This window comes from Spirillospora albida (assembly GCF_000718255.1).
Lineage (GTDB): Bacteria > Actinomycetota > Actinomycetes > Streptosporangiales > Streptosporangiaceae > Spirillospora > Spirillospora albida.
The window spans coordinates 164,828-190,056 of the sequence record NZ_JOFJ01000007.1 but is presented as its reverse complement, the minus strand read 5'-3'; the positions used below and the strand labels follow the sequence as shown (position 1 = coordinate 190,056).

The 25,229-nt window shown below is 74.3% G+C and carries 25 protein-coding genes and 1 riboswitch; of the genes, 14 read left to right on the top strand and 11 right to left on the bottom strand.

The window, feature by feature from the left end:
* Positions 1–30: 30 nt before the first annotated feature.
* From ftsR to IE99_RS0112330, 3 genes are all read right to left on the bottom strand, one after another.
* Positions 31–747, bottom strand: a complete 717-nt coding sequence (gene ftsR / locus IE99_RS0112340; RefSeq protein ID WP_030168527.1) for a transcriptional regulator FtsR — start codon at positions 745–747, stop codon at positions 31–33.
* A gap of 93 nt (positions 748–840) precedes the next feature.
* Positions 841–1,371 (bottom strand): FHA domain-containing protein, encoded by a 531-nt coding sequence (locus IE99_RS0112335; RefSeq protein WP_030168524.1) that lies wholly within the window; start codon positions 1,369–1,371, stop codon positions 841–843.
* Positions 1,372–1,707: 336 nt separating this feature from the next.
* Entirely contained in the window at positions 1,708–2,349 is a 642-nt protein-coding gene (locus IE99_RS0112330) for a LysE family translocator (RefSeq protein WP_030168521.1), read from the bottom strand.
* A gap of 73 nt (positions 2,350–2,422) precedes the next feature.
* On the opposite strand from IE99_RS0112330, the gene IE99_RS0112325 reads away from it, so the two are divergent.
* On the top strand, positions 2,423–3,784 hold the full coding sequence (locus tag IE99_RS0112325) for an aminotransferase-like domain-containing protein (protein WP_245623174.1): 1,362 nt from the start codon (positions 2,423–2,425) through the stop codon (positions 3,782–3,784).
* Positions 3,785–3,794: 10 nt separating this feature from the next.
* Here IE99_RS0112325 and IE99_RS0112320 read toward each other — a convergent pair whose 3' ends face one another.
* Together IE99_RS0112320 and clsA are read right to left on the bottom strand one after the other, a co-directional pair.
* The gene (locus tag IE99_RS0112320) at positions 3,795–6,293 is read right to left on the bottom strand and encodes a mannose-1-phosphate guanyltransferase (RefSeq protein WP_030168514.1); all 2,499 of its coding nucleotides are present in this window, start codon (positions 6,291–6,293) and stop codon (positions 3,795–3,797) included.
* Positions 6,290–6,940, bottom strand: coding sequence for a cardiolipin synthase ClsA (gene clsA, locus IE99_RS0112315; protein ID WP_037559221.1), 651 nt, complete (start codon positions 6,938–6,940; stop codon positions 6,290–6,292). Before clsA ends, IE99_RS0112320 begins: the two co-directional genes overlap by 4 nt.
* Positions 6,941–7,018: 78 nt before the next feature.
* Between clsA and IE99_RS0112310 the strand changes: the two genes are divergently transcribed.
* The gene (locus IE99_RS0112310) at positions 7,019–7,540 is read left to right on the top strand and encodes an NUDIX hydrolase (protein ID WP_030168511.1); all 522 of its coding nucleotides are present in this window, start codon (positions 7,019–7,021) and stop codon (positions 7,538–7,540) included.
* Positions 7,541–7,626: 86 nt separating this feature from the next.
* Here IE99_RS0112310 and IE99_RS0112305 read toward each other — a convergent pair whose 3' ends face one another.
* Complete coding sequence (locus IE99_RS0112305) at positions 7,627–7,914, bottom strand: YciI family protein (RefSeq protein WP_030168509.1); 288 nt, start codon at positions 7,912–7,914, stop codon at positions 7,627–7,629.
* Positions 7,915–7,948: 34 nt separating this feature from the next.
* Positions 7,949–8,569, bottom strand: coding sequence for a TetR/AcrR family transcriptional regulator (locus IE99_RS0112300; RefSeq protein WP_245623173.1), 621 nt, complete (start codon positions 8,567–8,569; stop codon positions 7,949–7,951).
* 228 nt (positions 8,570–8,797) lie between these two features.
* Between IE99_RS0112300 and IE99_RS0112295 the strand changes: the two genes are divergently transcribed.
* Positions 8,798–9,235, top strand: coding sequence for a hypothetical protein (locus IE99_RS0112295; RefSeq protein WP_157610227.1), 438 nt, complete (start codon positions 8,798–8,800; stop codon positions 9,233–9,235).
* A 351-nt stretch (positions 9,236–9,586) separates the two neighbouring features.
* Here IE99_RS0112295 and IE99_RS0112290 read toward each other — a convergent pair whose 3' ends face one another.
* Complete coding sequence (locus IE99_RS0112290; RefSeq protein ID WP_030168502.1) at positions 9,587–9,982, bottom strand: VOC family protein; 396 nt, start codon at positions 9,980–9,982, stop codon at positions 9,587–9,589.
* A 170-nt stretch (positions 9,983–10,152) separates the two neighbouring features.
* Positions 10,153–10,266: riboswitch (TPP riboswitch) on the top strand.
* Between IE99_RS0112290 and thiC the strand changes: the two genes are divergently transcribed.
* The 4 genes from thiC (at position 10,260) to IE99_RS0112270 (ending at position 14,325) form a co-directional block, all read left to right on the top strand.
* Positions 10,260–11,981 carry a phosphomethylpyrimidine synthase ThiC gene (thiC, locus tag IE99_RS0112285; RefSeq protein ID WP_037559219.1) on the top strand — a complete coding sequence of 574 codons (1,722 nt, stop codon included), beginning with the start codon at positions 10,260–10,262 and terminating at the stop codon, positions 11,979–11,981. Its footprint overlaps the riboswitch before it by 7 nt.
* A gap of 125 nt (positions 11,982–12,106) precedes the next feature.
* Complete coding sequence (locus IE99_RS0112280) at positions 12,107–12,763, top strand: TetR/AcrR family transcriptional regulator (RefSeq protein ID WP_051712426.1); 657 nt, start codon at positions 12,107–12,109, stop codon at positions 12,761–12,763.
* 24 nt (positions 12,764–12,787) lie between these two features.
* Positions 12,788–13,870: a DUF6745 domain-containing protein gene (locus tag IE99_RS0112275; RefSeq protein ID WP_030168493.1), complete on the top strand. Its 1,083-nt coding sequence runs from the start codon at positions 12,788–12,790 to the stop codon at positions 13,868–13,870.
* A 14-nt stretch (positions 13,871–13,884) separates the two neighbouring features.
* A complete protein-coding gene (locus IE99_RS0112270) occupies positions 13,885–14,325 on the top strand; it encodes a hypothetical protein (RefSeq protein ID WP_211258794.1) in 441 nt (146 codons plus the stop codon).
* On the opposite strand, the gene IE99_RS0112265 is transcribed toward IE99_RS0112270, so the two are convergent.
* Positions 14,322–15,149 carry a metallophosphoesterase family protein gene (locus IE99_RS0112265; protein ID WP_030168488.1) on the bottom strand — a complete coding sequence of 276 codons (828 nt, stop codon included), beginning with the start codon at positions 15,147–15,149 and terminating at the stop codon, positions 14,322–14,324. The two genes, IE99_RS0112270 and IE99_RS0112265, sit on opposite strands and share 4 nt — an antisense overlap.
* Positions 15,150–15,268: 119 nt before the next feature.
* On the opposite strand from IE99_RS0112265, the gene IE99_RS0112260 reads away from it, so the two are divergent.
* The 5 genes from IE99_RS0112260 (at position 15,269) to IE99_RS0112240 (ending at position 21,387) form a co-directional block, all read left to right on the top strand.
* Entirely contained in the window at positions 15,269–15,835 is a 567-nt protein-coding gene (locus tag IE99_RS0112260; RefSeq protein WP_030168486.1) for an RNA polymerase sigma factor, read from the top strand.
* A 67-nt stretch (positions 15,836–15,902) separates the two neighbouring features.
* Positions 15,903–16,943, top strand: a complete 1,041-nt coding sequence (locus IE99_RS0112255; RefSeq protein ID WP_030168483.1) for a maleylpyruvate isomerase family mycothiol-dependent enzyme — start codon at positions 15,903–15,905, stop codon at positions 16,941–16,943.
* A gap of 154 nt (positions 16,944–17,097) precedes the next feature.
* Positions 17,098–18,615 (top strand): DUF4331 domain-containing protein, encoded by a 1,518-nt coding sequence (locus IE99_RS0112250; RefSeq protein WP_051712425.1) that lies wholly within the window; start codon positions 17,098–17,100, stop codon positions 18,613–18,615.
* 70 nt (positions 18,616–18,685) lie between these two features.
* Positions 18,686–20,008: a tetratricopeptide repeat protein gene (locus tag IE99_RS0112245; RefSeq protein WP_157610225.1), complete on the top strand. Its 1,323-nt coding sequence runs from the start codon at positions 18,686–18,688 to the stop codon at positions 20,006–20,008.
* Positions 20,005–21,387: a hypothetical protein gene (locus IE99_RS0112240; RefSeq protein ID WP_037559216.1), complete on the top strand. Its 1,383-nt coding sequence runs from the start codon at positions 20,005–20,007 to the stop codon at positions 21,385–21,387. The genes IE99_RS0112245 and IE99_RS0112240 overlap by 4 nt, the downstream gene beginning before the upstream one ends.
* Before the next feature lie 2 nt (positions 21,388–21,389).
* On the opposite strand, the gene IE99_RS0112235 is transcribed toward IE99_RS0112240, so the two are convergent.
* Positions 21,390–21,893 carry an anthrone oxygenase family protein gene (locus IE99_RS0112235; RefSeq protein ID WP_030168475.1) on the bottom strand — a complete coding sequence of 168 codons (504 nt, stop codon included), beginning with the start codon at positions 21,891–21,893 and terminating at the stop codon, positions 21,390–21,392.
* A gap of 81 nt (positions 21,894–21,974) precedes the next feature.
* Here IE99_RS0112235 and IE99_RS0112230 point away from each other — a divergent pair, with 81 nt between their 5' ends.
* Both IE99_RS0112230 and IE99_RS0112225 read left to right on the top strand, forming a co-directional pair.
* Entirely contained in the window at positions 21,975–22,916 is a 942-nt protein-coding gene (locus IE99_RS0112230) for an AraC family transcriptional regulator (protein WP_030168473.1), read from the top strand.
* A 159-nt stretch (positions 22,917–23,075) separates the two neighbouring features.
* Positions 23,076–23,330, top strand: a complete 255-nt coding sequence (locus IE99_RS0112225; RefSeq protein WP_030168471.1) for an EF-hand domain-containing protein — start codon at positions 23,076–23,078, stop codon at positions 23,328–23,330.
* A gap of 87 nt (positions 23,331–23,417) precedes the next feature.
* On the opposite strand, the gene pgi is transcribed toward IE99_RS0112225, so the two are convergent.
* A complete protein-coding gene (gene pgi / locus IE99_RS0112220; protein WP_157610223.1) occupies positions 23,418–25,049 on the bottom strand; it encodes a glucose-6-phosphate isomerase in 1,632 nt (543 codons plus the stop codon).
* Positions 25,050–25,229: the final 180 nt, after the last annotated feature.

Here is a 25,229-nt window from a genome sequence, read left to right as displayed (position 1 = left end):
CGCCGGACACCGCGCGGAAGGCCTCAGCGATCAGGAGCCGATGCTCTCCCGGACCCCCGCGGCCACCAGCGCCGCGTGCAGCCGCACCGACAGCGCCGCGAGATCCCCCGCCGCCTCGGCCGCCTCGGCGTGCGCCTCAGGGCCCCGGCGGCGCAGCCGCGGCCCGACGAGCCGCTCGATCAGATCGACCTGCCGGTCGGCCGCCGCCTTGGCGGCGCGCAGGTGCCGGACCTCCAGGCCCGCGGCGACCAGCGCCGCCGCCGCCCGCGCCACCGTGAGGGCCTCGCCCTGGTACCGGCCGCCCGCCCGGCGGACGAGCCCGTACTCCTCCAGGTCGGCCAGCAGGGACTCGTCGATCCCGGCGCCGTCGAGGAGCTGCCGCCGGGTGAGCCGGACCGCGGGGTCGTCCGCGGTGGTGCCGGCGGCCACCAGCGTCCGCGGCCGGCGCGCCCGCTCCGCCGTGGCGGTCTCCGCAGGAACGGCCTCGCCCCGGTCGCGCGCCTCCAGCTGCTGCCGGATCACCCGCAGCGGCAGGTACCGGTCGCGCTGGGCGGTCAGGACGAACCGGAGCCGCGCCACGTCGCCGTCGCCGAACTTCCGGTAGCCGGACGGGCTGCGCTGCGGCTCGACCAGCCCCTCCGCCTCCAGGAACCTGATCTTGGAGATCGTGATGTCGGGGAACTCGGGCCGCAGCAGGGCCAGGACGTCCCCGATCGTCATCAGGGACCGGGCCGGGCGCGCGCTCACGACCCCTCCCCCCGTCCCGGCCGTGCGGCCGGCGGCGTCGTGTTCGGGCCCGGGCGGGCAGGGCCCGGCGGCGTCCGGCTCGGCATGGGCGGCTCAGCCGTGCTGCGGGTTGGTCAGGAAGACCAGCCGGAACTTGCCGATCTGCACCTCGTCGCCGCCGGACAGGCCGGCCCGGTCGATGCGCTGCCGGTTGACGTAGGTGCCGTTGAGGCTGCCCACGTCCCGGACGGAGAAGGCGCCGCCCTCGCGGGCGAACTCGGCATGCCGCCGGGAAACGGTCACGTCGTCCAGGAAGATGTCGCTCTCGGGGTGGCGCCCCGCCGAGGTGCGGTCCTTGTCGAGCAGGAAGCGGCTCCCGGCGTTCGGGCCGCGCTTCACGACGAGCAGCGCCGTCCCGGGGGGCAACGCCTCCACCGCGACCTGGTCCGGGCCCGCGGGCTCCTCGCCGGCCTGCTCGGTGTCCAGCGCCTCGAAACCCCCGATGGAGATCGTCGAGGTGGACTCGCCGGGCGACTCCCGGGGAGGCGGCGCGGAACTCCGGGTCAGCGGCGTGCCACAGTTCGAGCAGAAGCGGGCATCATCCGGGTTGGCGTGACCGCACTGCGTGCAGTAGACGCTCGGCATCGATCGGCTCGGCCTCCTACCATCGGCGTGCCGCCGCGACGCCCCGCACCGCGGGGACCGCACGCGCCACGCGCATCCATCTACCAACCCTGACCGGGGCACCCGCCCCGGCGTGTTGCTGCCTGCTCCAACTCACCGCCCGCTCGCACGACGGTCGCCGCAACCTACGCGGGCGACACCCGGGGGGTCAACCGGAGCGGCGGGCCCACCCGTCCAAACTACCTTCGACGATGATCGCAGGTCTACGCCGCCGCGCGGACCGGGCCGCCCCGCGGACGCCCTGCGGGCACCTCCGGTTCACTTCCCCCTTCCCTGAGACCGTACCGCGCCCGCGGGTCAGGCGGGGAGGGGACGGGCCCGGTCCAGGCCCAGCCGGACGGCCATGGCGGCGAGGACGGCGGCCGTCGCGCACCGCTGCGCCCGCTCCCAGGCGGGGCGGCGCCGCAGGAGGTCGGCGATCCCGCCGGCCCCGAGGACGATCAGGCCGTTGACCGTGACCGCCACGGCGATCTGGGTGAGGCCGAGGAGGAGGCTCTGGAGGGCGACATGGCCGCGCGCCGGGTCGACGAACTGCGGGAGCAGCGAGATGTAGAGGACGGCGATCTTGGGGTTGAGGAGGCTGGTGACCAGCCCCATCGCGAACAGGCGGCGCGCGGGGTCGGCGGGCAGGTCCCGGGCGGCGAAGGGCGTGCCGCCGGGCCGGGCCGCCCGCCAGGCCAGCCAGAGCAGGTACAGGACGCCGGCCGCCTTCAGCGCCGTGTAGGCCGCCGGGACCAGCGCGAAGAGGGTGGCGAGCCCCGCCGTGGCCGCCGCGACGTAGATCACGAATCCGGCCGCGACGCCGCCGAGGGAGACGAGCCCGGCGCGGCGCCCCTGGGCCACCGACCGGGACACCAGGTAGACCATGTTGGGGCCGGGCGTCAGGACGAGTCCGAGCGCGACCGCGGCGATGCCCGCGGCGGCGGTGTACGAGATCAAGAGAACTCCTAACTCGGGGCATTTCCATGCTATTTGCCCCGCCACTCTCAGGGCAATGTTAGAATTGATCTCGGTGCAATCTGGAGGCGGCGGCATGGAGGACTTCCGGCGGGTGGCCGATTCGGTGGCCGCCGACATCGCGTCAGGGCGGCTGAGGCCGGGTGAGCGGCTCCCCGCCCAGCGGGCCTTCGCGCGGTCGCGGGACATCGCCGACTCGACGGCCGCGCGGGTGTACGCGGAACTGGCGCGGCGCGGCCTCGTCGTCGGCGAGGTGGGGCGCGGCACCTTCGTGCGGGCCGCGGCGCGGGCGCCGCACCCGGCCCTGACCGAACCGGCCGCCGCGCGGATCGACCTCGAGCTCAACCATCCCGTCGTCCCCGAGCAGAGCGCCCTGCTGGGGGCGGGGTTGGAGCGCCTGCTGCGGCCGGACGTCCTCGACCGGGTCCTGGCGCCGGCCGCCGTGCCGGGCACCGGAGCCGCCCGGGAGGCCGCCGCCTCGCTCCTGGCCGCCGGGGGCTGGGCGCCCCGCCCGGACGACGTCCTGTTCGCCGGGAACGGGCGCCAGGCGATCGCGGCGGCGATCTCCGCGCTGGTGCCGCCGGGCGGGCGGCTCGCGGTCGAGGCGCTCACCTACCCGGTCGTGAAGGGCATCGCCGCGCGGCTCGGCGTCACGCTCGTCCCGATCCCGGTGGACGAGCAGGGCCTCAACCCCGCCGCGCTCGCGCACGCCTACCCGGCGGCGCCGTTCACAGCCGTGTACGTGCAGCCCGTCCTGCACAACCCGCGCGGGACGACCATGCCTCCCGAGCGCCGCGGCGCCCTCGCCGCCATGCTCGGCCACCTCGACGTCCACGCCGTCGAGGACCGCGTGTGGGCGTTCCTGCGCGCCGACGCACCGCCGCCGCTCGCCGCGCTCGCCCCGGCCCGCACGATCGTGGTCGACAGCCTCTCCAAACGCCTCGCGCCGGGCCTGAGCGTCGGGTTCGCGGTGGCTCCCCCGCCCCTGTCCGGCCGGGTCGCCGCGGCGCTGCGCTCCGGCGCGTGGGGACCCTCGGGGTTCGCGCTGGACGCCGCGACCGGCTGGATCACCGGCGGGACCGTCCAGGCGATCACCGAGGCGAAGCGGGCGGACGCGGCGTCCCGGCAGGGGATCGCGGCGGAGCGGCTCGCGGGCTTCGCGATCCGCGCCGATCCCCGCTCCTACTTCTGCTGGTGGGACCTGCCCGCGCCGTGGCGGGCCGAGACGTTCGTCGCGGCGGCGGCCCGGCGCGGCATCGCCGTCACGCCGGGCGCCGCGTTCACCGCGGGCTCGGCGGCCGCGCCCCGCTCGGTCCGGCTGGGCCTGGCCTCGCCGCCGCCGGAGACGCTCGGCGGAGCGCTCGGCGTCCTCGCGGAGATCGCAAAAGGGACCCCGGACGACACGCCCGTCGACTGAGCGCCCCGGGTCAGGAACCCGCGCGCTCCACCACGGCCGCCCAGTCCTGGAGGAGCTCCTGCGCGGCGTCCTCGTCGGGGCCCTCCGCCCACAGGTGCGTGACCGCCTCCGCCGGGTCGGGGAGGACCAGGACCCACCGGCCGTCCTCCTCCACCACGCGGACGCCGTCCGTGGTGTCCACGGTGCGGTCCCCCGCGGCCTCGACGACGTGCCGCATGACGCTGCCCTTCGCCGCCCACGGCGTCGGGACGGAGCGGCGCAGGAGATGCGCGTCCGGGATGCGGCGGTCGATCTGGGAGAGCGTCAGGCGCGTGCGGGCCACGAGGCCGAGCAGCCGGATGAACGCCGCTATGCCGTCGACCGTGCCGCTGAACTCCGGCATGAGGAAGCCGCCCCGGCCGTCGCCCGCGAAGATGACGTCGGGGCGCGCGGCGGCCTTGGTCAGGACGTCCTGCGACGTGGAGATCCACTCGACCTGGACGCCGTGGAACCGGCACACCTGCTCGGCGACCCGCGTGGTGGTGACGGGGAGGGCGACGCGCCCGCCGCGCCGCTCCGCCGCGACGAGGTCGAGCATGACGAGCAGCGCGCGGTCGTCGCCGACGAGGGCGCCGCTCTCGTCCACGAGGGACACCCGCTCCCCCACCGGGTCGAACCGGACGCCGAACGCCGCGCGCGACGACGACACGAGCTCGCCGAGCCGCTCGAGGTCGCGCATCCGCTCGGCGAGCGTCTCGGTCGGGTTGGCCTCGTCCAGGCCGCTGTTGCGGCTGAGGACCTCGACGCCGAGCTTGCCCAGCAGGTTCGGCAGGACGAGGGACGCGACGCCGCCCGCCCCGTCCAGGACGATCTTCAGCCCGGCCTCGCGGACGCCGCTGATGTCCACGCGGCGCAGCAGGTCGCTGGTGTAGGTGTCGATGACGCGGGGCGGATAGGTCAGTTCGGCGATCTCGCCCGGGAACGCCCGGCGGTACTCCTGCCGGCCGAAGACCCGCTCCAGCTTCCGCTGCGCGGCCAAAGAGAGGTCGGCGCCGTCGGCGTCCAGGAACAGGATGTCGACGCCCTGCGGGTCCCCGAGGGTCGTGCGGATGTAGATCCCGCCCTCGCACTCCTCCCGGCTCGTCTGGAACCGCGTCACGGGGAGGGGCGCGGCCTCCAGGTCCTGGACGTTGATGGCGCTGGCGGTCAGCGCGCTGTTCACGGCGCGTTTCAGGGTGCGGGCGGCTCGGGACACGTCCCGTCCGGTGACGACGGTCGTGCCCTTCTTCAGGGTCGTCGCGTAGGCGCTGGCGAGCCGCACCGCCAGCTCTGGCGTGATCTCCACGTTGATGAGGCCGGAGACGCCGCGCGGCCCGAACAGGTTCCGCTGCCCCCGCGACTCCCAGATCACGCTGGTGTTGACGACCGCGCCCGCCTCGATCGTCTTGAACGGGTACACCTTCACGCCGCTGGACACGTACGCCTCGGCCTCGATGACGCACTCGTCGCCGACGATCGCGCCCTCCTCGACGCGGGCGCCCGTCATGATGTCGGTGTTCTTCCCGATGACGCAGCCGCGCAGGTTGGTGGACGGCGCGACGAACACGTTGTCGTGGACGATCGCCCGGTGCAGGAACGCCCCCTCCTTCACCACGACGTTGCTGCCGAGGACGGTGAACTCGCGCAGTTCCACGCCCGCCTCGACCTTGGCGTAGTCGCCGATGTAGAGGGGCCCCTTCAGGACGGCCTCCGCGTCGACCTCCGCGCCCTCCGCGACCCAGACGCCCGGGGACACCTCGAACCCGTCCAGGTCGATGGCCACCAGGCCGGACAGCATGTCCGCCTGCGCCTTCAGGTAGCTCTCGTGGGTGCCGACGTCCTCCCAGTAGCAGTCCGCGACGTACCCGTAGAGGGGGGCGCCCTCCGCGAGGAGCTTGGGGAACACGTCGCCGGACCAGTCGACGACCTCCCCGGCCGCCACATGGTCGAGGACCTCCGGCTCCATGACGTAAATGCCGGTGTTGACGGTGTCGGAGAACACCTGCCCCCACGTCGGCTTCTCCAGGAACCGCTGGATGCGGCCCTCGTCGTCCACGATGATGATGCCGAACTCCAGGGGGTTCGGGACGCGCTTCAGCCCGATCGTGACGAGGGCGCCGTTCCGCTTGTGGAACCGCACCATGTCGGTCAGGTCGATGTCGGTGAGGGCGTCCCCGGAGATCACCAGGAAGCGGTCGTCCCGCAGCGCCTCCTCGGCGTTCTTGACGCTCCCGGCCGTGCCGAGCGGGATCTCCTCCGTCGCGTAGCTCAGCGACATGCCGAGCTCCTCGCCGTCCCCGAAGTAGTTGCGGATCAGCGCCGCGAGGAACTGCACGGTCACGACGGTCTCGGTGAACCCGTGCCGCTTCAGCAGCCGGAGCACATGCTCCATGATCGGCCGGTTGACGAGCGGCAGCAGCGGCTTCGGCTGGTTGGCGGTCATCGGACGCAGCCGCGTCCCCTCGCCACCCGCCATCACGACGGCTTTCATCGGGGCGTCTCAGCTCCCTCCTGATCGCCGGGCGGCGCATCCGTGCCGCCCGGGTCGCCGGACGCCGCGCGGGCGTCCAGCACGAGCCGTCTCGTCTGCTCCCAGTACAGGACGGCGGCCCACCAGTACAGGCCGGCCCCCCAGATCGCGAAGGACCAGCCGATGATCTTCGCCGCGGTCGCCGCGCCGCCGTCGTGGTCGCCGAGCAGCAGCAGCGGGAACGCGTACAGCAGGCACATCGTGCCCGCCTTGCCGATGAAGTGGACCGGCAGCGTGCCGCCGTACCCGAGCCTGCGGACGATCGGCGCGATCGGCGCGATCGCGAACTCCCGGGCGACCAGCAGCACCACGAGCCACACGGGGATGATCTCCCGGACCGTGAGCCCGACGAGCGTGGCGAGGATGTAGAGCCGGTCGGCCGCCGGATCGAGGACCATGCCGAGCCTGCTCGTCTGGTTCAGCGCGCGCGCGAGCCTGCCGTCCAGCCAGTCCGAGAGCCCGGCGAACATCAGGACGCCGAGCGCCCACCCGTCGTGCTCGGCGAGGATCAGCCACAGGAACAGCGGAACGCCGACGAGCCGCGCCAGGCTCAACGCGTTCGGCACCGTCACGACCCGGTCCCGCGCCATGTCGACCTCACCGCTCATCGACGCGCTCGCCTCCCTGTCCCCCAATGATCCTGACCCTATCGGTAAGGCTTGGAAAGCCCCCGATAGCGTCGGCCCATGAGGTGGACGGTGCACGGTGAGAGGCCGGTTTACGACAGCCCGTGGATGAACGTCCGGTTGGCGGACGTCGAACTTCCGGACGGCCGCCGCTTCGACCACCACCTCCTGCGCGTCCGCCCCGTCGCGGGCGTCATCGCCGTCGACTCCGGCCGCGCGCTGCTGATCTGGCGGCACCGCTTCATCACCGACCGCTGGGGCTGGGAGCTCCCCAGCGGCATCGTCGAGGACGGCGAGACCCCCGCCGAGGCCGCCGCCCGGGAACTCCTCGAGGAGACCGGTCACCGCCCCGGCCCCATGGAGCCCCTCCTGCAGATCCGGACGTCACCGGGCGTTCACGACGGCGTCCACCACATATTCCGCGCCTCCGGCGCCGACCGGGTCGGCGACCCGACCGACGTCGAGGCGGAGCGCGTCGAGTGGGTGCCGCTCGCCTCCGTTCCGGACCTGGCCGCCCGCGGCGAGGTGGGCTCAGCCGCCGCCCTCTCGGCCCTCCTTTACGTACTCGCCCTGAGGCACTGACGAGGAAGCCCCGGGGCTTCTCGGAAAAGCGGTGTTCGCCGAGGTACCGCACGCCCGCCCCGCCCGGGATCGACCGCGGGCCGCGCTCAGGCGATCAGGAACTTCAACCGGTCGTCGGCCGTCCACGGCTCGATCTCCACGACCTCCGCGCTGACGACGTCCTCGGCGACGAACGGGTCGGCCGCGACGCGCTCCTCCAGTTGCTCCCGCGACGTCCCGTGCGCCACGATCGCGCCGCCCAGTCCCGGCTGAATGCCGCCGACCAGGAGGAACACGCCGTCGTCGACGCCACGCTCGATCCACTCCCGGTGGGCGGGCATGTGTCGTCCGGCCGCGCTCTTGTTGCCGGAGAACCGCAGCAGTACCACGAACATGTAAGACCCCTCGGATTCGTTGAATTGGGTCGCGTCACGCATCGGCCCTTGCGCCGTCCCAGGGCACGGCGCGCGTGGCCGCCCGTGCGTACCGGCTCAGCCAGTCGTGCATCCGCTGGACCTCCCGGTGGATGAACTCCTCGTCCCCGAAGGCGTGCGCCAGCGTGGCGACGCCCTGGCTGAAGGCCAGCACATGCATCGCCAGGGCGTCGGCCTGTGCCTGATGACCCAGTTGCGTGAACTGCTCCCCCAGCCACCCCCGGAAGAGCGTGAACAGGCCACCAGCCTCACCCAACGCCGGGTGGCCCAGCTTGGCCAGCTCCGTGGTCAAGGTGCCCACCGGGCAGCCGTGGCTCATGATCTCGGCGCGGTTGGTCACCACGATCTCGATGAACCTGCGGATGCGACCGGCGGGGTCGGCCTCCTCGGCCTCCCACCGCTCCAGCATCCGCCGAAGGTCGTCCCGCCGCGCGGCGATCACCGCGGCCAGGATGTCGTCCTTGGACTTGAAGTGGTAGTAGAAGTTCCCCCGGGATATGTGCACGTCCTCCGCGATCGACGCGAAGGACGTGTGCTGGTAGCCCTGCCGGTAGAACAGCCGGTCGGCCGCCTCGACGATATGGGTCCGGGTCGTTGCCGCGCCCAATGCCTCCACCCCGTTCTCCGCGTCGCCGGCCGCTCCGCAATTCTAGGACGACCGTCCTAGCCGGGATATTAGGACATGCGTCCTAGGCGCTGTCAACCCGCCCTGGCAGTGCCGGCCATCGCAGCGTCGTGACCGGGACTCCCGTCCCGGTGCGGATCAGGACGCTGCTCCATGTCGTCCAGGACGGCCGCCGCCCTAGCTTCACCGAGTACGGAAGACCGACCCATGGGGGAACACATGAACGCGTACGGTGTCGCGTCGGAGGCCCGGACTCTGGCCTGGCTGATGATGGGATCGACGGGCAGCACGCCGGGGATGCTGATGACGGCGCGGGGGCGGCTGCGGTTCGACGCGTTCGGGCGGGGCGCGCTGACCGGCGGGCAGGTGCGCGAGCTGGAGAAGCGCACGGGTCGGCCCACCCTGGGCGCCGAACTCGACGCCGGCCGCGCCGTCACCCTGTTCGACGCCCCGCTCGACGTCGTCGGGGACGTCCGGTTCCCGTGGTACCACTTCGGCGGCGGGATGAAGATCAGCGTCGCGGGCGCGCCCTACCGCTTCTCGTTCCTGCGCCCCCAGAACACCCGCATGCCGGACGACGTGAGGGGCGTCGCCGACATCCCGTCGGGCCGCGCGAGCGGCAAGACCTGGAAGGCCGCACTCCGGCGTCCTGCGTAGTCGAATCCCGCGGCACACGGGAGTCAGCGGACGAGCAGCGAATGCAGATCCTCGGCCCTTGTGGGCACCTCGTCCCAGGAACCCTCACATCGAAGCACTCGGCCTCCGTCTCACTGACGGTCAGAGGAGTCTGGTGAGGACGCCGGACTTGAGGAATATCGCAGCGCCGATCGTGATGAAGACCGCCGGGACGAGCCAGTGGCCGTGGCGTTCGATCGCCTCGATGATGCGCCGGTGGGAGCCGAGCCACGAGGCGGCGAATCACCACAGGGCTACTCCGGCGGTGAACACCGCGATGGTCAGGGCCGTCGGGGTGGCCCGCGAAGCTACCGCGTCGGGCCCGGCGCGCGATCAGGGGGGCGGTCCCAGGAGGTCCCAGCGGTTGCCGGCGATGTCGAGGAAGACGGCGACCCGGCCGTAGGGCTCGGTGCGGGGTGCCTTGACGAACTCGACTCCGGCGTCCGCCATACGGTGGTGCGCGGCCTCGAAATCGTCCACGCGCAGGAAGAACCCGACGCGGCCCGCCGCCTGGTCGCCGACGGCGGCGGCCTGAAGGCCGCCGACGGCGCGGGCCAGCAGGATCCCGGTGCCGCCGCCGGGCGGCCGCACCACGACCCAGCGTTTCGGGCGGCCGTCGTTGGTGCGCGACGGAGAGTCCTCGGCCAACTCGAAGCCGAGAGCGCCCACGAAGAAGGCGATGGCCGCGTCGTAGTCCTCGACGATGATCGTCACCAGGTCGATGCGCACGCACCGACGGTAGCGGGCGGGGTCAGCGCGTGGTGCAGGCCAGGGGGCTTCGCTCAGGATCGGTGTCCCGAACGACGGTCGCGCCCCGGCCCTCCGGCGGAGCGGAAGCGGCTGCCATGCGCCCATCCTGACAGGGGTGTGCGGGGGCGGCGGGGCGCGTTAGCGTGGGGGCGACAGATCGCGGGGGCCCGGCGAACCGGGCTGAGAGTGCGGCTGGGACGGCCGCTGACCGCTGGAACCTGACCGGGTAATGCCGGCGTAGGGAGAGATCAGGTCGATGACCGAGAACGCGGTTTCGCATGCCCGCAAGACGTATCTGCAGGGGTCGCGGGACGACCTCCGGGTGCCGATGCGGGAGGTTCCGCTCACCAACGGCGAGTGCGTCGTGCTGTACGACACGTCGGGGCCGTACACCGACCCGGCGTACGAGGCGGACGTGCGGCGGGGGCTGCCCGCGCCGCGGGCGCCGTGGATCGCCGGGCGCGGCGACACCGAGGAGTACGAGGGGCGTGCCGTGCGGCCCGAGGACGACGGGCGCACGGCGCCGGGCGCCGTGGCGTTCCCCGAACGGGCCCCGCGTCGGGCGTCCGGGCGGGCTGTGACGCAACGGGCGTACGCGCGGCGCGGGGAGATCACCCCGGAGATGGAGTTCGTCGCGCTGCGGGAGGGGGTGGCGCCGCAGTTCGTCCGGGACGAGCTGGCGGCGGGCCGGGCGGTGCTGCCCGCGAACGTCAACCATCCGGAGATCGAGCCGATGATCATCGGACGGAACTTCCTGGTCAAGGTGAACGCCAACATCGGGAACTCGGCGGTGCTGTCCTCGATCGAGGACGAGGTCGAGAAGATGACGTGGGCGACCCGCTGGGGCGCCGACACGATCATGGACCTGTCGACGGGACGGGACATCCACACGACGCGGGAGTGGATCCTGCGGAACTCGCCGGTCCCGGTCGGGACCGTCCCGCTGTACCAGGCGCTGGAGAAGGTCGGCGGCGACCCGGCGGCGCTGACCTGGGACGTCTTCCGCGACACCGTGATCGAGCAGGCCGAGCAGGGCGTCGACTACATGACGGTGCACGCCGGCGTGCTGCTTCGGTACGTGCCGCTGACCGCCGGCCGCAAGACGGGGATCGTCTCGCGCGGCGGGTCGATCATGGCGGCGTGGTGCCTGGCGCACCACGAGGAGAACTTCCTCTACACGCACTTCCGGGAGCTGTGCGAGATCTTCGCGGCGTACGACATCACGTGGTCGCTCGGGGACGGCCTGCGGCCCGGCTCCATCGCGGACGCCAACGACGAGGCGCAGTTCGCGGAGCTGCGGACGCAGGGCGAGCTGACGAGGATCGCGGCGGAGTACGACAACCAGGTCATGAACGAGGGCCCGGGACACGTCCCGATGCACAAGATCAAGGAGAACGTGGACCTGCAGCGGGAGTGGTGCGACGACGCGCCGTTCTACACGCTGGGGCCGCTGACCACCGACATCGCGCCCGGCTACGACCACATCACGTCGGCGATCGGCGCGGCGATGATCGGCTGGTACGGCACGGCGATGCTCTGCTACGTGACGCCGAAGGAGCATCTGGGGCTGCCGGACCGCGACGACGTCAAGGCGGGCGTGATCGCCTACAAGATCGCCGCGCACGCCGCCGACCTGGCGAAGGGGCATCCGGGTGCGCAGGCGTGGGACGACGCCCTGTCGGACGCCCGGTTCGACTTCCGGTGGGAGGACCAGTTCAACCTGTCGCTGGACCCGGACACGGCGCGCGCGTTCCATGACGCGACGCTCCCGGCCGCGCCGGCGAAGACGGCGCACTTCTGCTCGATGTGCGGGCCGCACTTCTGCTCGATGAAGATCACGAAGGACGTGCGGCGGTACGCGGAGGAGAAGGGCCTCGGCGCGGCGGACGCGCTGGACGAGGGCCTGCGGGAGAAGGCCGCCGAGTTCCGGGCGGCCGGGGGGCGCGTGCAGATCCCGATCACACCCGCCGGCTCCTGACGGCGGCCCCGGGAGCGGCCCGCGGGCCGCTCCCGGGATCATCCGGTGCCCTGGCCTAGGATGGTGGGACCGTTCCAAGACGCGGTCCCCTCCGCGCGTCCGTCCCGTGTCTCGAAAGGACGCAGGTGAGCACCGACGACACGCCACAGGGGGCCGTCCGGCAGGAGCGCGCCGACGTGCGCCGCAACCGGGCGCGGCTGCTCGCGGCCGCGCGGGAGGTCTTCGGCCGCGACGGCGCGGGCGCGTCGCTGGAGGCCGTCGCCCGGCGCGCCGGGGTCGGGATCGGCACGCTGTACCGGCACTTCCCCGCCCGCCAGGACCTCCTCGAGGCGCTGCTCGCCGACGGCTTCGACCGGCTCGCCGCACGGGCCCGGGACCTCGCGTCCGCACCGGATCCGGGCGAGGCGCTGCTGGAGTGGCTGCGGGCGTTCGTCACCGCCGTCACCGAGTTCCGCGGCATGGCCGCGTCCGCGCGCGTCGCCCTGTGGGTGCCCGAGCACCGCCCCGGCGAGCCCGCGGTGGACGCGGGCGCCGCCCGGAGCGGGGGGCGGGCCGGGCAGGTGCGGGCGGCGGGCGAGGCGCTGTTCGTCCGGGCGCGGGACGCCGGGGACGTGCCGTCCGGCGCGGACTTCGCGGACGTGCTCGCCCTCGCCTGCGCCGTCGGCATGGTCGCCGAGCAGGAGCGGGGCGCCTCGGAGCGGCTGCTGTCCCTCGCGGCGTCCGGGTTCCGGTGCTGGACACCGGACGGGGCGGTCTGCCACCATATCGGGCATGATCATTGAAAGGGGCGCTGACGCCCTGATCCGATGACCGGAGCCGCGCAGCGGGACGCTGCCGACATCCGCGAGGAATGGCTGGGACGTGCGCTGAGCACGGCGCCCGCCGACCGTCCGGCCGCCGAGGCGGCCATCTCTCACCTCTACCGCCTGATCGGGCTGGATCCGCCGCGCTTCCACTGGGTCGCGTCGCCGCTCGCCGCCCTGGAGACCGTTCCGCCGGGCCTTCGCCCCCGGAACACCGAGAAGATCGACCGCCTGGACGAATGGCCCGTCGCGCGGCTGCTCGCCGCGGACGCGGAGCGCCTGCGCTGCGACCTCGACGGCGCGATCGCCAAGCGGTTCGCGGGGCTGGACCGCCTGTTCCGGCGCCCGATCCGCGACTCGCTGACCGCGTCCGGGGACGGGACGCTCAAACGGGCGGTCCAGGGCACGGGCGGCATCGGGTTCCGGTCGAGGAACCGCTGGTACGGGCTGATGTGCGTGTCGTGGCTGGCCTACTACGACGCCGTCCGCCGCGCGGCGGGCGACATCACCGGACCCGAGGCGGGCCGCCGGCTCGGCCTGTGGAACGCCGCGGCCGGCGCGGCGGGCTGGTGGTGGCCGCGGCGGGACGTGTGCACGGTGTCCGAGCGGCCCGTCGCGCTCCGCACCGAGGTGTGGGGGGACGACGGGCAGGTCCGGCTGCACTCCGCGGCCGGCCCCGCGATCCGGTACGCGGACGGGTGGGACGTGCACGCCTGGCACGGCACGCCCGTCCCGTCGTGGGTGATCGACGACCCCGGCGTCGACCGGATCGCCCGTGAGGAGAACGTCGAGGTCCGCCGGTGCGCGATCGAGCGGATCGGCTGGCCCGCCTACATCGAGGAGGCCGGGCTCCGCCTGGTCGCGTCCGCTCCCGATCCCGGCAATCCCGGCGCCGAGCTGCGGCTCTACGACGTGCACCGGGGGACGCGAGCGCTCCTCGCGGTCAACGGATCCGTCGAGCGCGACGGGACCCGCCGCCGGTACGGGCTCACCGTGCCGGCCTCCATCGACGATCCCGTCGCCGCGGCCGGATGGACCTACGGGCTGTCCGGCGACCAGTACGCCCTTCTCGCCCGCCGAACCTGAACGAGGTGATGCACATGACCATGACACTCGCGTCCCTGTCCGAGCAGACCGGCATCGCCGTTCTCGACCATCTGGAGCAGTCCCTCGCCATTCCCGTCATCGACGGGCTCCAGGCGCAGGGCGACCTCCTCGTCATCCCGCTGCGCGTCGTCGCGGAGTCGGTGCGGGTTCCCGGCGGCGCCCCGTGGCGGGACGTCCCGCCGGAGGGCGTCGAGCTGCTGCGCGCCGAGGCGGGCGGCAACCCGCACACCCTCGTCGCCGACCCCGGCACGTGCCGGTGGACGCGCCGGACCGGCGACCCCCTCGCCATCGGCGTGTTCGAGGCGACCGCCGTCACCTACCTCGTGCACCCCGAGCACGGCGCGTCGGGATGCGCGCCGGGCGCGTACGTCGTCCGGCGGCAGCGGGAGCACGACCGCGACCGCTGGGGCGGCACGCGGTTCGTCTGCGACTAGTCGCGCGGCAGGACGCGGCGGGGCCCCGGGGGCGCCTCGCCGCGTTTCCGCCATTCGCGGGGGTAGCCGACGGACGCCTCGACGTGCGGGACGCCGTCCGTCCAGATCGTGCGGGGGATGTGGAGGTGCCCGTACACGACGGACACCGCGCCGAACCGGGCGTGCCAGTCGGCGGTGCGCTCCGTCCCGCACCACAGGGCGAACTCCGGGTACCACAGCACGCGGGTCGGTTCCCGGACGAGCGGCCAGTGGTTGACGAGAACCGTGCGGGTGCCGGGCGGCAGGGCGGCGAGGCGTTCCCCGGTGTAGGCGACACGGGCGCCGCACCAGGCGTCGAGGGTCGGGTACGGGTCCGGGTGCAGGTACGCCTCGTCCGTGCACACGACGCCCGCCTCGTACGCGACCTTCAGCGCCTCGTCCTTGTCGAGGGTGCCCTCCGGACGGAACGTGTAGTCGTACAGGAGGAACAGCGGCGCGACGGTGACGGGGCCGCCGGGCCCGTCCCACACCGGATAGGGGTCCTCGGGGGTCAGGACGCCGATGCCGCGGCACATGTCGACGAGCCGCCGGTAGCGCGCCTCGCCGCGCAGCCGGACCGGGTCGTCCTTCATCGTCCACAGTTCGTGGTTGCCGGGCACCCATAGGACGGTCGCGTACCGCTCGGCGAGGGTGCGGAGGGTCCACTCGACGTCGGAGAACCGCTCGGCGACGTCCCCGGCCACGATCAGCCAGTCGTCGTGGGACTCCGGCCGGAGCTCCGCCACGAACGCTCGGTTCTCGGGGAATCCGACGTGCAGGTCGCTGATGGCGTACAGACCGCTCATCCGGCGATCGTAGGCCCACCGCCCGGCCGTGGCCGGACGAGGCCACCGCGCGGACGGGCCCTCGCCCCGCCTCCGGATGGAGAATCACCCCATGGCGGTCGACGACGGGTGGTGGTTCGGTGGACGCGCCGGAGCCGGAGCCCGCTCGCGACGAGATGCTCCGTGACCGGCTCGCCGCCGGAGACGAGGACGCCCTCGGCGAGGTCTACGACCTGTTCGCCCCGCTGGTGCACGGGCTCGCGCGGCGCGTCACGGGGGACGCGGAGGCCGCCCGCGACGTCACGCAGGAGGTGTTCGCCGGCCTGTGGGAGCGGCCGCTCGCGTTCGACCCGGCGCGGGGTTCGCTGCGCGGCTGGCTCGCGACGCTCGCGCACCGCCGCGCGGTCGACTGGGTCCGGCGCGAGTCCCTGCGGCGGCGACCGCCCGCGGCGGCCGTCACGGACGCCTCCCCGAACGGCGCCGACGAGCGCCTCCTGGCGAGCGAGCGGGAGAGCGGGGTGCGGCGGTCGCTGGACGCGCTGCCGCCGCCGCTGCGGGAGGCGCTGGAGCTCGCCTACTACCGCGGGCTCACCTACCGGGAGGTGGCCGCCGCGCTGGGTGTCCCGGAGGGGACGGCCAAGTCCCGCATCCGCAGCGCCCTGGCCCAGCTGGGCCGCCGTCTGGAGCGGGAGGGCCTGATTCCGTGACGCGCGATGGTGGCGGGCGGCGGCAGGGCGTATCTTCGGGGGCGAGGCGGATTCGAGCGAGGCCGACATGAGCGAGGACGCGCACCCGGACGCGACGGGGGCGCTGGCCGCGTGGGCCGTGGACGCCTGCCCGCCGGACGAGGCCAGGGCCATCGGCGAGCACCTCGCATGGTGCGCCGGCTGCGCCGGCGAGGCCGCGCGGCTGCGCGAGACCGCCGGGCTGCTGGCCACCGCGGTCGCGGAGCGGCCGCCGCCGGACGTGCGGGACGCCGTGCTCGCCGCCGCCCGCCGCCGGCGCCGTCCCGGGGCGGGCATCGTCCCCGCCGGCGGCCTGGCGCAGGTGTACGCGGAGCAGGTCGCGCACATGGACCGGCTGCTGGAGTCCCTCACGCCCGCGCACTGGCGGACGCCGCTCCCCCGCTACGCCTCCGTCCGCGATCTGGTGGCCCACCTGACCGCGAACGACGCCGCGTTCGCCGCCGATCTCGGGCTGCCGGCCGGCGGGCCGTCCCCCGCCGGCCGTGCCGCGCCCGCGGCCGGACGCGACGCCCTCGCGGCCGGCGGCTCCGCCTCTCCGGCCCGGGGCGGCGACGACGTCCGGACGGCGTGGCGGACCCGGGCGCGGGCCGTGGTGCGGGGGGTCTCCGGGGACGCCCGGGTGCTGGAACTCGAGGCGTCGCTCGCCGGGGCCGAGGGAGTGCGGGCGCCCGCGCGGGACGTGCTCGTCCAGCGGGCGTTCGAGACGTGGACGCACGCCGACGACATCCGCGCCGTCGTCGGCCGGCCGCCGGAGCCGCCGCCCGGCGAGCATCTGCGGCTCGTCGTGGAGCTCGGCACGGGCCTGCTGCCGAAGGCGCTGCGGCGCCCGTATCCGGGACGCGCGGCGGAACTGCGGCTGACGGGGCCGGGCGCGGGCACGTGGCGCGTCCCCCTCGCCCCCGGGGAGGCGCCCGGCGTCCCGGACGTGACCGTCACCGCCCGGACCGAGGACTTCTGCCGCCTCATCGCCGGCCGCATCCCGCCCGCGCGCTTCCCGCACGACGCGGAGGGGGACGCGGAGGTCGTGGCGGCCGTGCTGTACGCCGCGTCCACGCTCGGCTGCGACTGATCCGCCCTGAGACGGCGGCGCACGCCGGAAGGTTCGCGCAACGGCCCTCTCGTGGCCCGATGCGGACAAGAAGTCATCTATCCCGGCCGCCGGTCCGAATGCGTGTCATCAGCGGTGCCGGCGAGAGGCACCGCACGGCTCGTGAGGACCAGCGATGTCACGACAGCCATCGGCCCGGCCGCGGGGAGCGCGGACGCGGACAGCGGCGCTGCTCACGGCGGGCGCGGCGCTGGCCGCCGGCGGCCTGTCCGGGCACGGCCCCGGCGCGGCGACGGCGTCCAGCCACAGGGAGGCGCCGCTCATCCAGGCGCAGCCCGAGTACGACAACACCGACGTCTACGCGTTCGTCAGCCCGGACAGGCCCGACACCACCACCCTGGTCGGGACCTTCTGGCCGTTCGAGGAGCCCGCGGGCGGCCCGAACTTCTACCGGTTCGCGAAGGACGCCCGGTACGAGATCAACGTCGACAACGACGGCGACGCGCTGCCGGAGTTCACCTACCGGTTCACGTTCAAGGACGCCTACCGTGACCAGAACACGTTCCTCTACAACACCGGCCCGGTCCGAAGTCTGGACGACCCGAACCTCAACTTCCGGCAGACCTACGACCTGACGCTGATCCAGCGCGAGGCGGGCGCGGTCACCGGGGTCCGGACGCTCGCGAGCGGCGTTCCGGTCGCGCCGTCCCACGTCGGGAAGGCGTCCATGCCGGACTACCGGACGCTGCGGGAGCAGGCGATCAAGCGGCTGCCGAGCGGCGCGCAGGTCTTCGCCGGGCAGGCCGACGACCCGTTCTTCCTGGACCTGCGGGTCTTCGACCTGCTGTACGGCGGCGACCTCAAGGAGGTCGGCAACGACACCCTGAGCGGCTACAACGTGCAGGCGCTCGCGCTGCAGATCCCGACGAAGGCGCTCACCGCGTCCGGCCGGCCCGTGATCGGCGTGTACTCGGCCGTGCAGCGGCGCAACGCCGCCGGGAACTGGGTGCAGGTGTCGCGGCTCGGGAACCCGCTCGTCAACGAGGTGGTCATCCCGATCAGGGACAAGGACAGGTACAACGCCTCGGTGCCGTGGAACGACGCGCGGTTCGGCCGGTACGTCACGAACCCCGAGCTGCCGCGCCGCATCCAGGGCGTCTACAGGATCCCGGCGCCGGCGACGCCGCGCGACGACCTCGTCCAGGTGTTCCTGACCGGGGTCCCCGGCCTGAACCGGCCGCCGAAGGTGCGGCCGGCGGAGCTGATGCGGCTGAACACGTCGATCCCGCCGTCGGCGCAGCCGAAGCGCCTCGGCGTGCTGGACGGCGACAACGCCGGCTACCCCAACGGACGGCGGCTCACCGACGACACCGTCGACATCTCGCTGCAGGTCGTCGAGGGCGAGCTCGTCGGGTCGAAGAACGACCTCGGCGACGCCGTGGACGCCAACGACGTGAGGTTCGAGAGCTCGTTCCCGTACGTGGCGCTGCCGACGTCCGGGTCGAGCGTCCGGACCGGGCCGCGCACCGACAAGGCGGCTGCCGAGGGGGCGAACCTGTTCGGCGCGAAGCCCGCGTCGAGCGGCTCGCCCATCGGGCCGCTGCCCCTCATCCCGGTCCTGGCCCTCGGTGCCGCCTTCGTGGCGGGTGGCGGCGCCCTCTGGTTCCGGCGACGCCGCCTCCCCGTCGGCTGACCGGAATCGCGGTCCGGCCGCGCCGCGTCCGGCGCGGCCGGACCGCATCCCCCATCGGAGGTCCTCTGCCATGCCATTCCCCTTCCTGCGGCGGCTGCTCTCGGTGGCCGCCATCGCCGCGATCGTCGTCGGCGTGACGCTCGCCGCCGCGATCCGGGTCGACCGGCCCGCGGCGGCGCCCGAGACCGCGGTCACCGGCGCGTCCGGCGCCTCCCCGGCGGACCCCGCCGCGAGCATCGGACGGCTGCGGCGGCACCTGCGCGACCGGCCCGGCGACGCCGGCGCGTGGTCCGCGCTCGGGCTCGCTCTCGTCGAGCGCGCCCGGACCACCGCGGACCCGTCTCCCTACCCGGAGGCCGCCGCCGCCCTGCGGCGGTCGCTGCGGCTCCGCCCGGACGGCAACGACGCCGCGCACACCGGCCTCGCCGCGCTGGCCGCCGCCCGTCACGACTTCGCGGCGGCGCTGAGGGAGGCCGATCGGGCCCTCGCCGTCAACCCGTACGGGGCGCGGGCCCTCGCCGTCCGGGTGGACGCGCTGGTCGAGCTCGGCCGGTACCGGGACGCGGCGGACGCCGCCGCGCACGCCGACGCGACCCGGCCGGGCATCCCCGCCTTCACCCGGCTCGCGTACGTGCACGAGCTGCTCGGGCGGCCCGGCGAGGCGCGCCGGGTCCTCGAGCTGGCGGCGGGGTCGGCCACCGCGCCCGGCGACATCGCCTACGTCCGGACGCAGCTCGGCGAGCTGGCCTGGAACCGGGGCGACCCCGAGGCGGCGGGACGCGAGTTCGCGGCGGCGCTGCGGGCCGTCCCGGACGACCTCGGCGCGCTCGACGGGCGCGCCCGGGTCCGCGCCGCGACGGGCGACCTCACGGGCGCCGTCCGGGACGGCGAGGCGCTCGTCGCGCGGTCGCCGCTGCCGGGGCGGCTGACCTGGCTCGGGGAACTGGAGGAGTCCCGGGGCCGCGGGGACGCGGCGCGGCGGCAGTACGCGGTCGCGGCGGCGTGGGGCGCCCTCGCGCAGGCCAACGGGGTCACGCCCGACCTGGAGACCGCGCTGTTCGCGGCGGACCACGGCGACCGCGCCGCCGCCCTGCGCGCCGCTCGGGCCGAGTGGGGGCGCCGCCATGCCGTCCACGTCGCGGACGCGCTGGCCTGGGCGCTGCACGCCAACGGCGAGGACGAAGAGGCCCTGGCGTACGCGCGCAAGGCGACCGCGACCGGGTACCGCAACGCGTCCTTCCTCTACCACCGTGGAATGATCCAGGACTCCCTGGGCCGCCGGGACGGCGCGCGCCGCGACCTGGCGGCGGCGCTGCGTCTCAACCCGCACTTCTCGCCGCTGCACGCGGCCCGCGCCCGCGCGGCGCTCGAGCGGCTGGACGGCGCCCGGTGATCGCGCCGCTGCTCATCGCCGGGACGGCCGCCGGGGCGGCGCTGCACCCGCTCGGGAACTTCTCCGTCAACCGCTACGACGGCCTGGTCGTCGCGCCGCACGAACTGCGGATCGACCACGTCCAGGACCTCGCCGAGATCCCCGCCGCCCAGGTCCTGCAAGGGGCGGAGGACCTGGGCGGCTGGGCCGCGCGGGAGTGCGCGCGGTCCGCCGCGGCGTTCCGGGTCACCGCCGACGGGCGGCCCGTGCCCGCCGCCGTCCGGGCGGCGTCCGCGACCGCGCGTCCGGGGCAGGCCGGGCTCCGGACGATCCGCCTGGAGTGCCGCATCACCGCGCCCTTCGACGGGACGCGGCTCGGGTTCCGCGACACCGGCGGGGAGGGCCGGACCGGCTGGCGGGAGGTGACCGCCGCCGGTGACCGCATGACGCTGACCGCGTCCGACGTTCCGCGCGCCTCCCGGTCGCAGCGGCTCACCCGCTACCCGGACGGGGAGCTCGGGTCACCGCCGGACCGGCGCGACGCGTCCCTCACGGTCCGGGCGGGCGGGCCGCCGCCGGCCGCCGCCCCCGCGGGGGACGGCGCGCGGGACGGCGCCGGGGGCGTCCCGCCGCGCGGCGCCGACCGGCTCACGCGCGCCTTCACCGGGCTCGTCGCCCGCCACGAGCCGACTCCGGGGTTCGCGCTCCTCGCCCTGCTCGTCGCCGTCCTGCTGGGCGCCGCGCACGCCCTCGCGCCCGGCCACGGCAAGACGATCATGGCGGCGCAGGCGGCGGTGCTCGGCCGCCGCTCCCGCCGCGAGGTGCTCGGGCTCGGGCTCACCGTCACCGTCACGCACACCGCCGGCGTCCTCGCCCTGGGGCTGCTGATCGCGGGCGGCTCCACGCTCGCCGCGCCCGCGGTGTTCCCGTGGCTCGGCGCGGCGGGCGGCCTGCTCGTCGCGGCGGCCGGGATCACCCTCCTGAGACGCGCCCTCCGCGACGCCGCCCACTCCCACGGACACGGCCATGGGCACGGCCATGGGCATGGGCACGCCCAGGACGAAGGACGCGGGCGTGCCCGGAGAGGGGGGCGCGGAGGGATGCTGCTCATGGGCTTCGCGGGCGGGCTGCTGCCCAGCCCGTCCGCGATCGTGGTGCTGCTCGGCGCGCACGCCCTCGGGCACGCCTGGTTCGGGGTCCTCCTCGTCCTCGCGTACGGGGCGGGCCTGGCGGCCGTCCTCATCGCGATCGGGCTCCTCGTGACCGGGTCGGGACGGTTGCTCGCGCGGCGCGTCCCGTCGGTCCGGGTGCCGAGGCTGCTCCCGGCCGGGACGGCGTCCCTCGTGGTGGTGCTCGGCCTCGGACTGGCCGCGCGGAGCCTCGCGCCGCTGGTGGTGTGAGGTCAGCCGTTCCTGCCCCAGGTGTGGACCCCGGCCGCCATCAGCAGGAGGGAGACGCCGCAGCACACACCGCGCAGGGTGTTCCACGCCGTCCACCGGCCGCTGTAGTCCGCCCAGGTCTTCGCCGCCTCCGCCGCGTCGGACGGGATCGTCACGGCGTCGAGGGCGTTGTTCATCGGGACGTTCACCGCGGCGGTGGGCACGATCGCCCCGACGACGTAGACGGCGGCTGCCGCGAAGAAGAACAGCGCGGACGGCCGCTCGTCCATCGTCAGCAGCAGGACGCCCGCCACCACCGCCGCGACGGGCAGCAGCATGAACGTCCCGAGGAACACGGGGTTCTGGATCTTCTGGTTAATGCCCTGCATCGCGGCGATCGCAGCGCCGGGACGCGCCGCGTTCAGTCCCGGCATGACGCCGGCGGTGAAGACGAAGAAGCTTCCGGTCATCCCGGCGGCCAGCAGAAGCGACAGTCCGGCGAACAGGGCGGAGAGAGTGGGTTTCACACTTGCCAGTCAACCGGCGGGTGATCGGCGGCGACATCGCCGAGAGGCGCCCCGGCATGTGCGAGCGTCTACGCTCGGGCCATGGACGCGCTCACCGATCTCCTCGACGGGCCCCGGGCGCGGGGCGCGTTCCTGCTCCGCGCGTCGTTCGACCCGCCGTGGTCGATCCGGATCCGGGACGAGGCGCCGCTGACGCTCCTCGCGATGGTGCGCGACCACGCCTGGGTCATGCCGGACGGCGCGGAGCCGCAGCGCATGGGGCCGGGCGACATCGCGGTCTGCCGCGGCCCCGCCCCCTACACGGTCGCCGACGACCCGGCGACACCGCCGCGGATCATCGTGCATCCCGGGCAGGTCTGCACCACCCCGGAGGGCGTCGGCGTGTCCGAGGCGATGACGCTCGGGGTGCGGGCCTGGGGCGGGGCCCCGGACGGCTCGTCCGTCATGCTGGTCGGCACCTACGAGTCGCGGAGCGCGGTGACCGGACGGCTGCTGGCCGCGCTGCCGCCGCTGGCCGTCGTCCGCGGCGACACCTGGACGTCGCCGCTGCCCGCCCTGCTCGGCGAGGAGATCGGCAAGGACGAGCCCGGCCAGGACGTCGTCCTCGACCGGCTCCTCGACCTGCTGGTCATCGCGGTGCTGCGGGCCTGGTTCGCGCGGCCGGACGCGGCGGCGCCCGGCTGGTACCGGGCGCACGGCGACCCGGTGGTCGGCCCGGCGCTGCGGCTGCTGCACGACCGCCCGGCCCGGCTGTGGACGGTCGCGGACCTCGCCGCGGCGGTCGGCGCGTCCCGGGCCGCGTTCGCGCGCCGGTTCGGCCGGCTGGTAGGCGAGCCGCCGATGGCGTACCTGACCGGGCTGCGCCTGGCGCAGGCCGCCGACCTGCTGCGCGAGAGCGACGCGACGCTGGACGCCATCGCGCGGCGGGTCGGTTACGGGGACGCGTTCGCGCTCAGCACCGCGTTCAAGCGGGAGCGCGGGGTCAGCCCGCGCGACTACCGCGAGGCCGCGCAGCCGCTCTGACGGCGGTCGCGAGACGCTGACGGCGGAGCGGCGGAGCCGCTCATGGGACGCGCGGGCGAACGCCGGCGGAACCGCTCGCGGCGCTGCGGCGTTTCACGGAGGGGCCCGGTCTCCGCTATGGCATGATGCGGGCACATTCGGACAGATGTGAGGAGCGAGATGACGAGCAGACCGACCGGGGACGACCTTCTCACCGTGTTCAACCGGGCGGACCTCGGCGGCGACGAGAAACTCGATCTGATGGAGTTCACGATCGTCCTGGAGGGCCTCGGGCTGTCCTGGACGCGGGCCGAGGTGCAGGACCGGTTCGAGCAGGCCGACACCGACCGCGACGGCTTCATCTCCTTCGACGAGTTCCGCACGCTCCTGGAGGCGTGGGGGTGGGCCGAGGGCCCGCTGCCGAACGCGCGCTGAGCAGCGGACCGTTCGCTCACGAGAACACGTGCGAGAGAACGGAGAGGCCCACCGGGAGGTCCCGGCGGGCCTCTCCGCGCTCCGGGGTCAGACGGCGCGGCCCCGCATCGCGCGGTAGGCCCGCACGAGCGCTGCCGTGGACGCGTCGGGCGCCTCGGCGGGCGGCTCCTCGGACGTGAGGGCGGGCGCGAGGTCCATCGCCATGACCTTGCCGAGCTCGACGCCCCACTGGTCGAAGGAGTCGATGCCCCAGATCGTCCCCTCCACGAACACGATGTGCTCGTACAGCGCGACGAGCGCGCCGAGCGTCTTCGGCGTCAGCTTCGGCGCGAGGATCGTGCTGGTGGGCCGGTTGCCCGGCATCACCTTGTGCGGGACGACCTCGGCTGGCGTGCCCTCGGCGGCGATCTCCTCGGCGGTCTTGCCGAACGCGAGCGCGGACGTCTGCGCGAGGAGGTTCGCGGTGAGCAGGTCGTGCATGCCGGCGGGGTCCTCGAAGGGCTCGGCGAACCCGATGAAGTCGGCGGGGACGAGCCGCGTCCCCTGGTGCAGCAGCTGGTAGAAGGCGTGCTGGCCGTTGGTGCCGGGCTCGCCCCAGAAGATCTCACCGGTCTGCGCGACGACCGGCACGCCGTCCGCGCGGACCGACTTGCCGTTCGACTCCATCGTGAGCTGCTGCAGGTAGGCGGGGAACCGGTGGAGGCGCTGGCTGTAGGGCAGGACGGCCCGCGTCTGCGCCCCGAAGAAGTCGGTGTACCAGATGCCGAGCAGCCCCATGATGACGGGCATGTTCGCCTCGAACGGCGCCGTCCGGAAGTGCTCGTCGATCTCCCGGAACCCGGCGAGCATCTCCCGGAACGCCTCGCCGCCGATGGCGATCATCAAGGAGAGGCCGATCGCGCCGTCGAAGGAGTAGCGGCCGCCCACCCAGTCCCAGAACCCGAACATGTTCGCGGTGTCGATGCCGAAGCCGGCGACCCGCTCCGCGTTCGTGGACACGGCGACGAAGTGCCGCGACACGGCCTTCTCGTCGCCGAGCCGCTCCACGAGCCAGCTCCGGGCGACCTTCGCGTTGGTGAGGGTCTCGAGCGTCCCGAACGTCTTGGAGCTGATGACGAAGAGGGTCTGCTCCGGGTCGAGGTCGGCGAGGGTCCCGACGATGTCGGCCGGGTCGATGTTCGACACGAACCGGCAGGTGATGCCCGCGTCCGCGTGGTCGCGGAGCGCCTCGTACGCCATGGCGGGGCCGAGGTCGGAGCCGCCGATGCCGATGTTCACCACCGTCGTGATGCGCTTGCCGGTGAACCCCGTCCAGTCGCCCGCCCGGACGCGGCCGGCGAAGTCGGCCATCTTGTCGAGGACGGCGTGCACGTCGCCCGCGACGTCCTGGCCGTCCACGGTCAGGGGCGTCCCGGGCGGCAGCCGCAGCGCCGTGTGCAGGACGGCGCGGTCCTCGCTGACGTTGATGTGGGCGCCGGAGAACATCTCGGCGATCCGGGCGCGCAGCCCGGCGCGCTCGGCGAGCGCGACCAGCAGCCGGACGGTCTCGTCCGTGATCCGGTGCTTGGAGTAGTCCAGGAGCAGGTCCCCCGCGGTGACGGTCATGCGGGCGACGCGGCCCGGGTCGCCGGCGAACAGCTCCCTCAGGTGGCGCCCGCCGATCGCCGCCTGGTGCTCGGAGAGCGCGGCCCACTCCGGCGCCTCGGTGATATCGGTCATCGTCTCTCTCATCTCCTCGGCGGGGCAGCGGATCGCCGTCCGGGCCCCGTCCCCCGGACGCCGCGCCTCCCCCAGCGGCGATCATACGGGCGGACCCTTCCCCGCCGGGCGGCCGTTGCACCTTCCGCCGCGGCGGCCCCCGGAGATCATCCGGGGCGTTAGGCTCCCGGAGACGGTGTC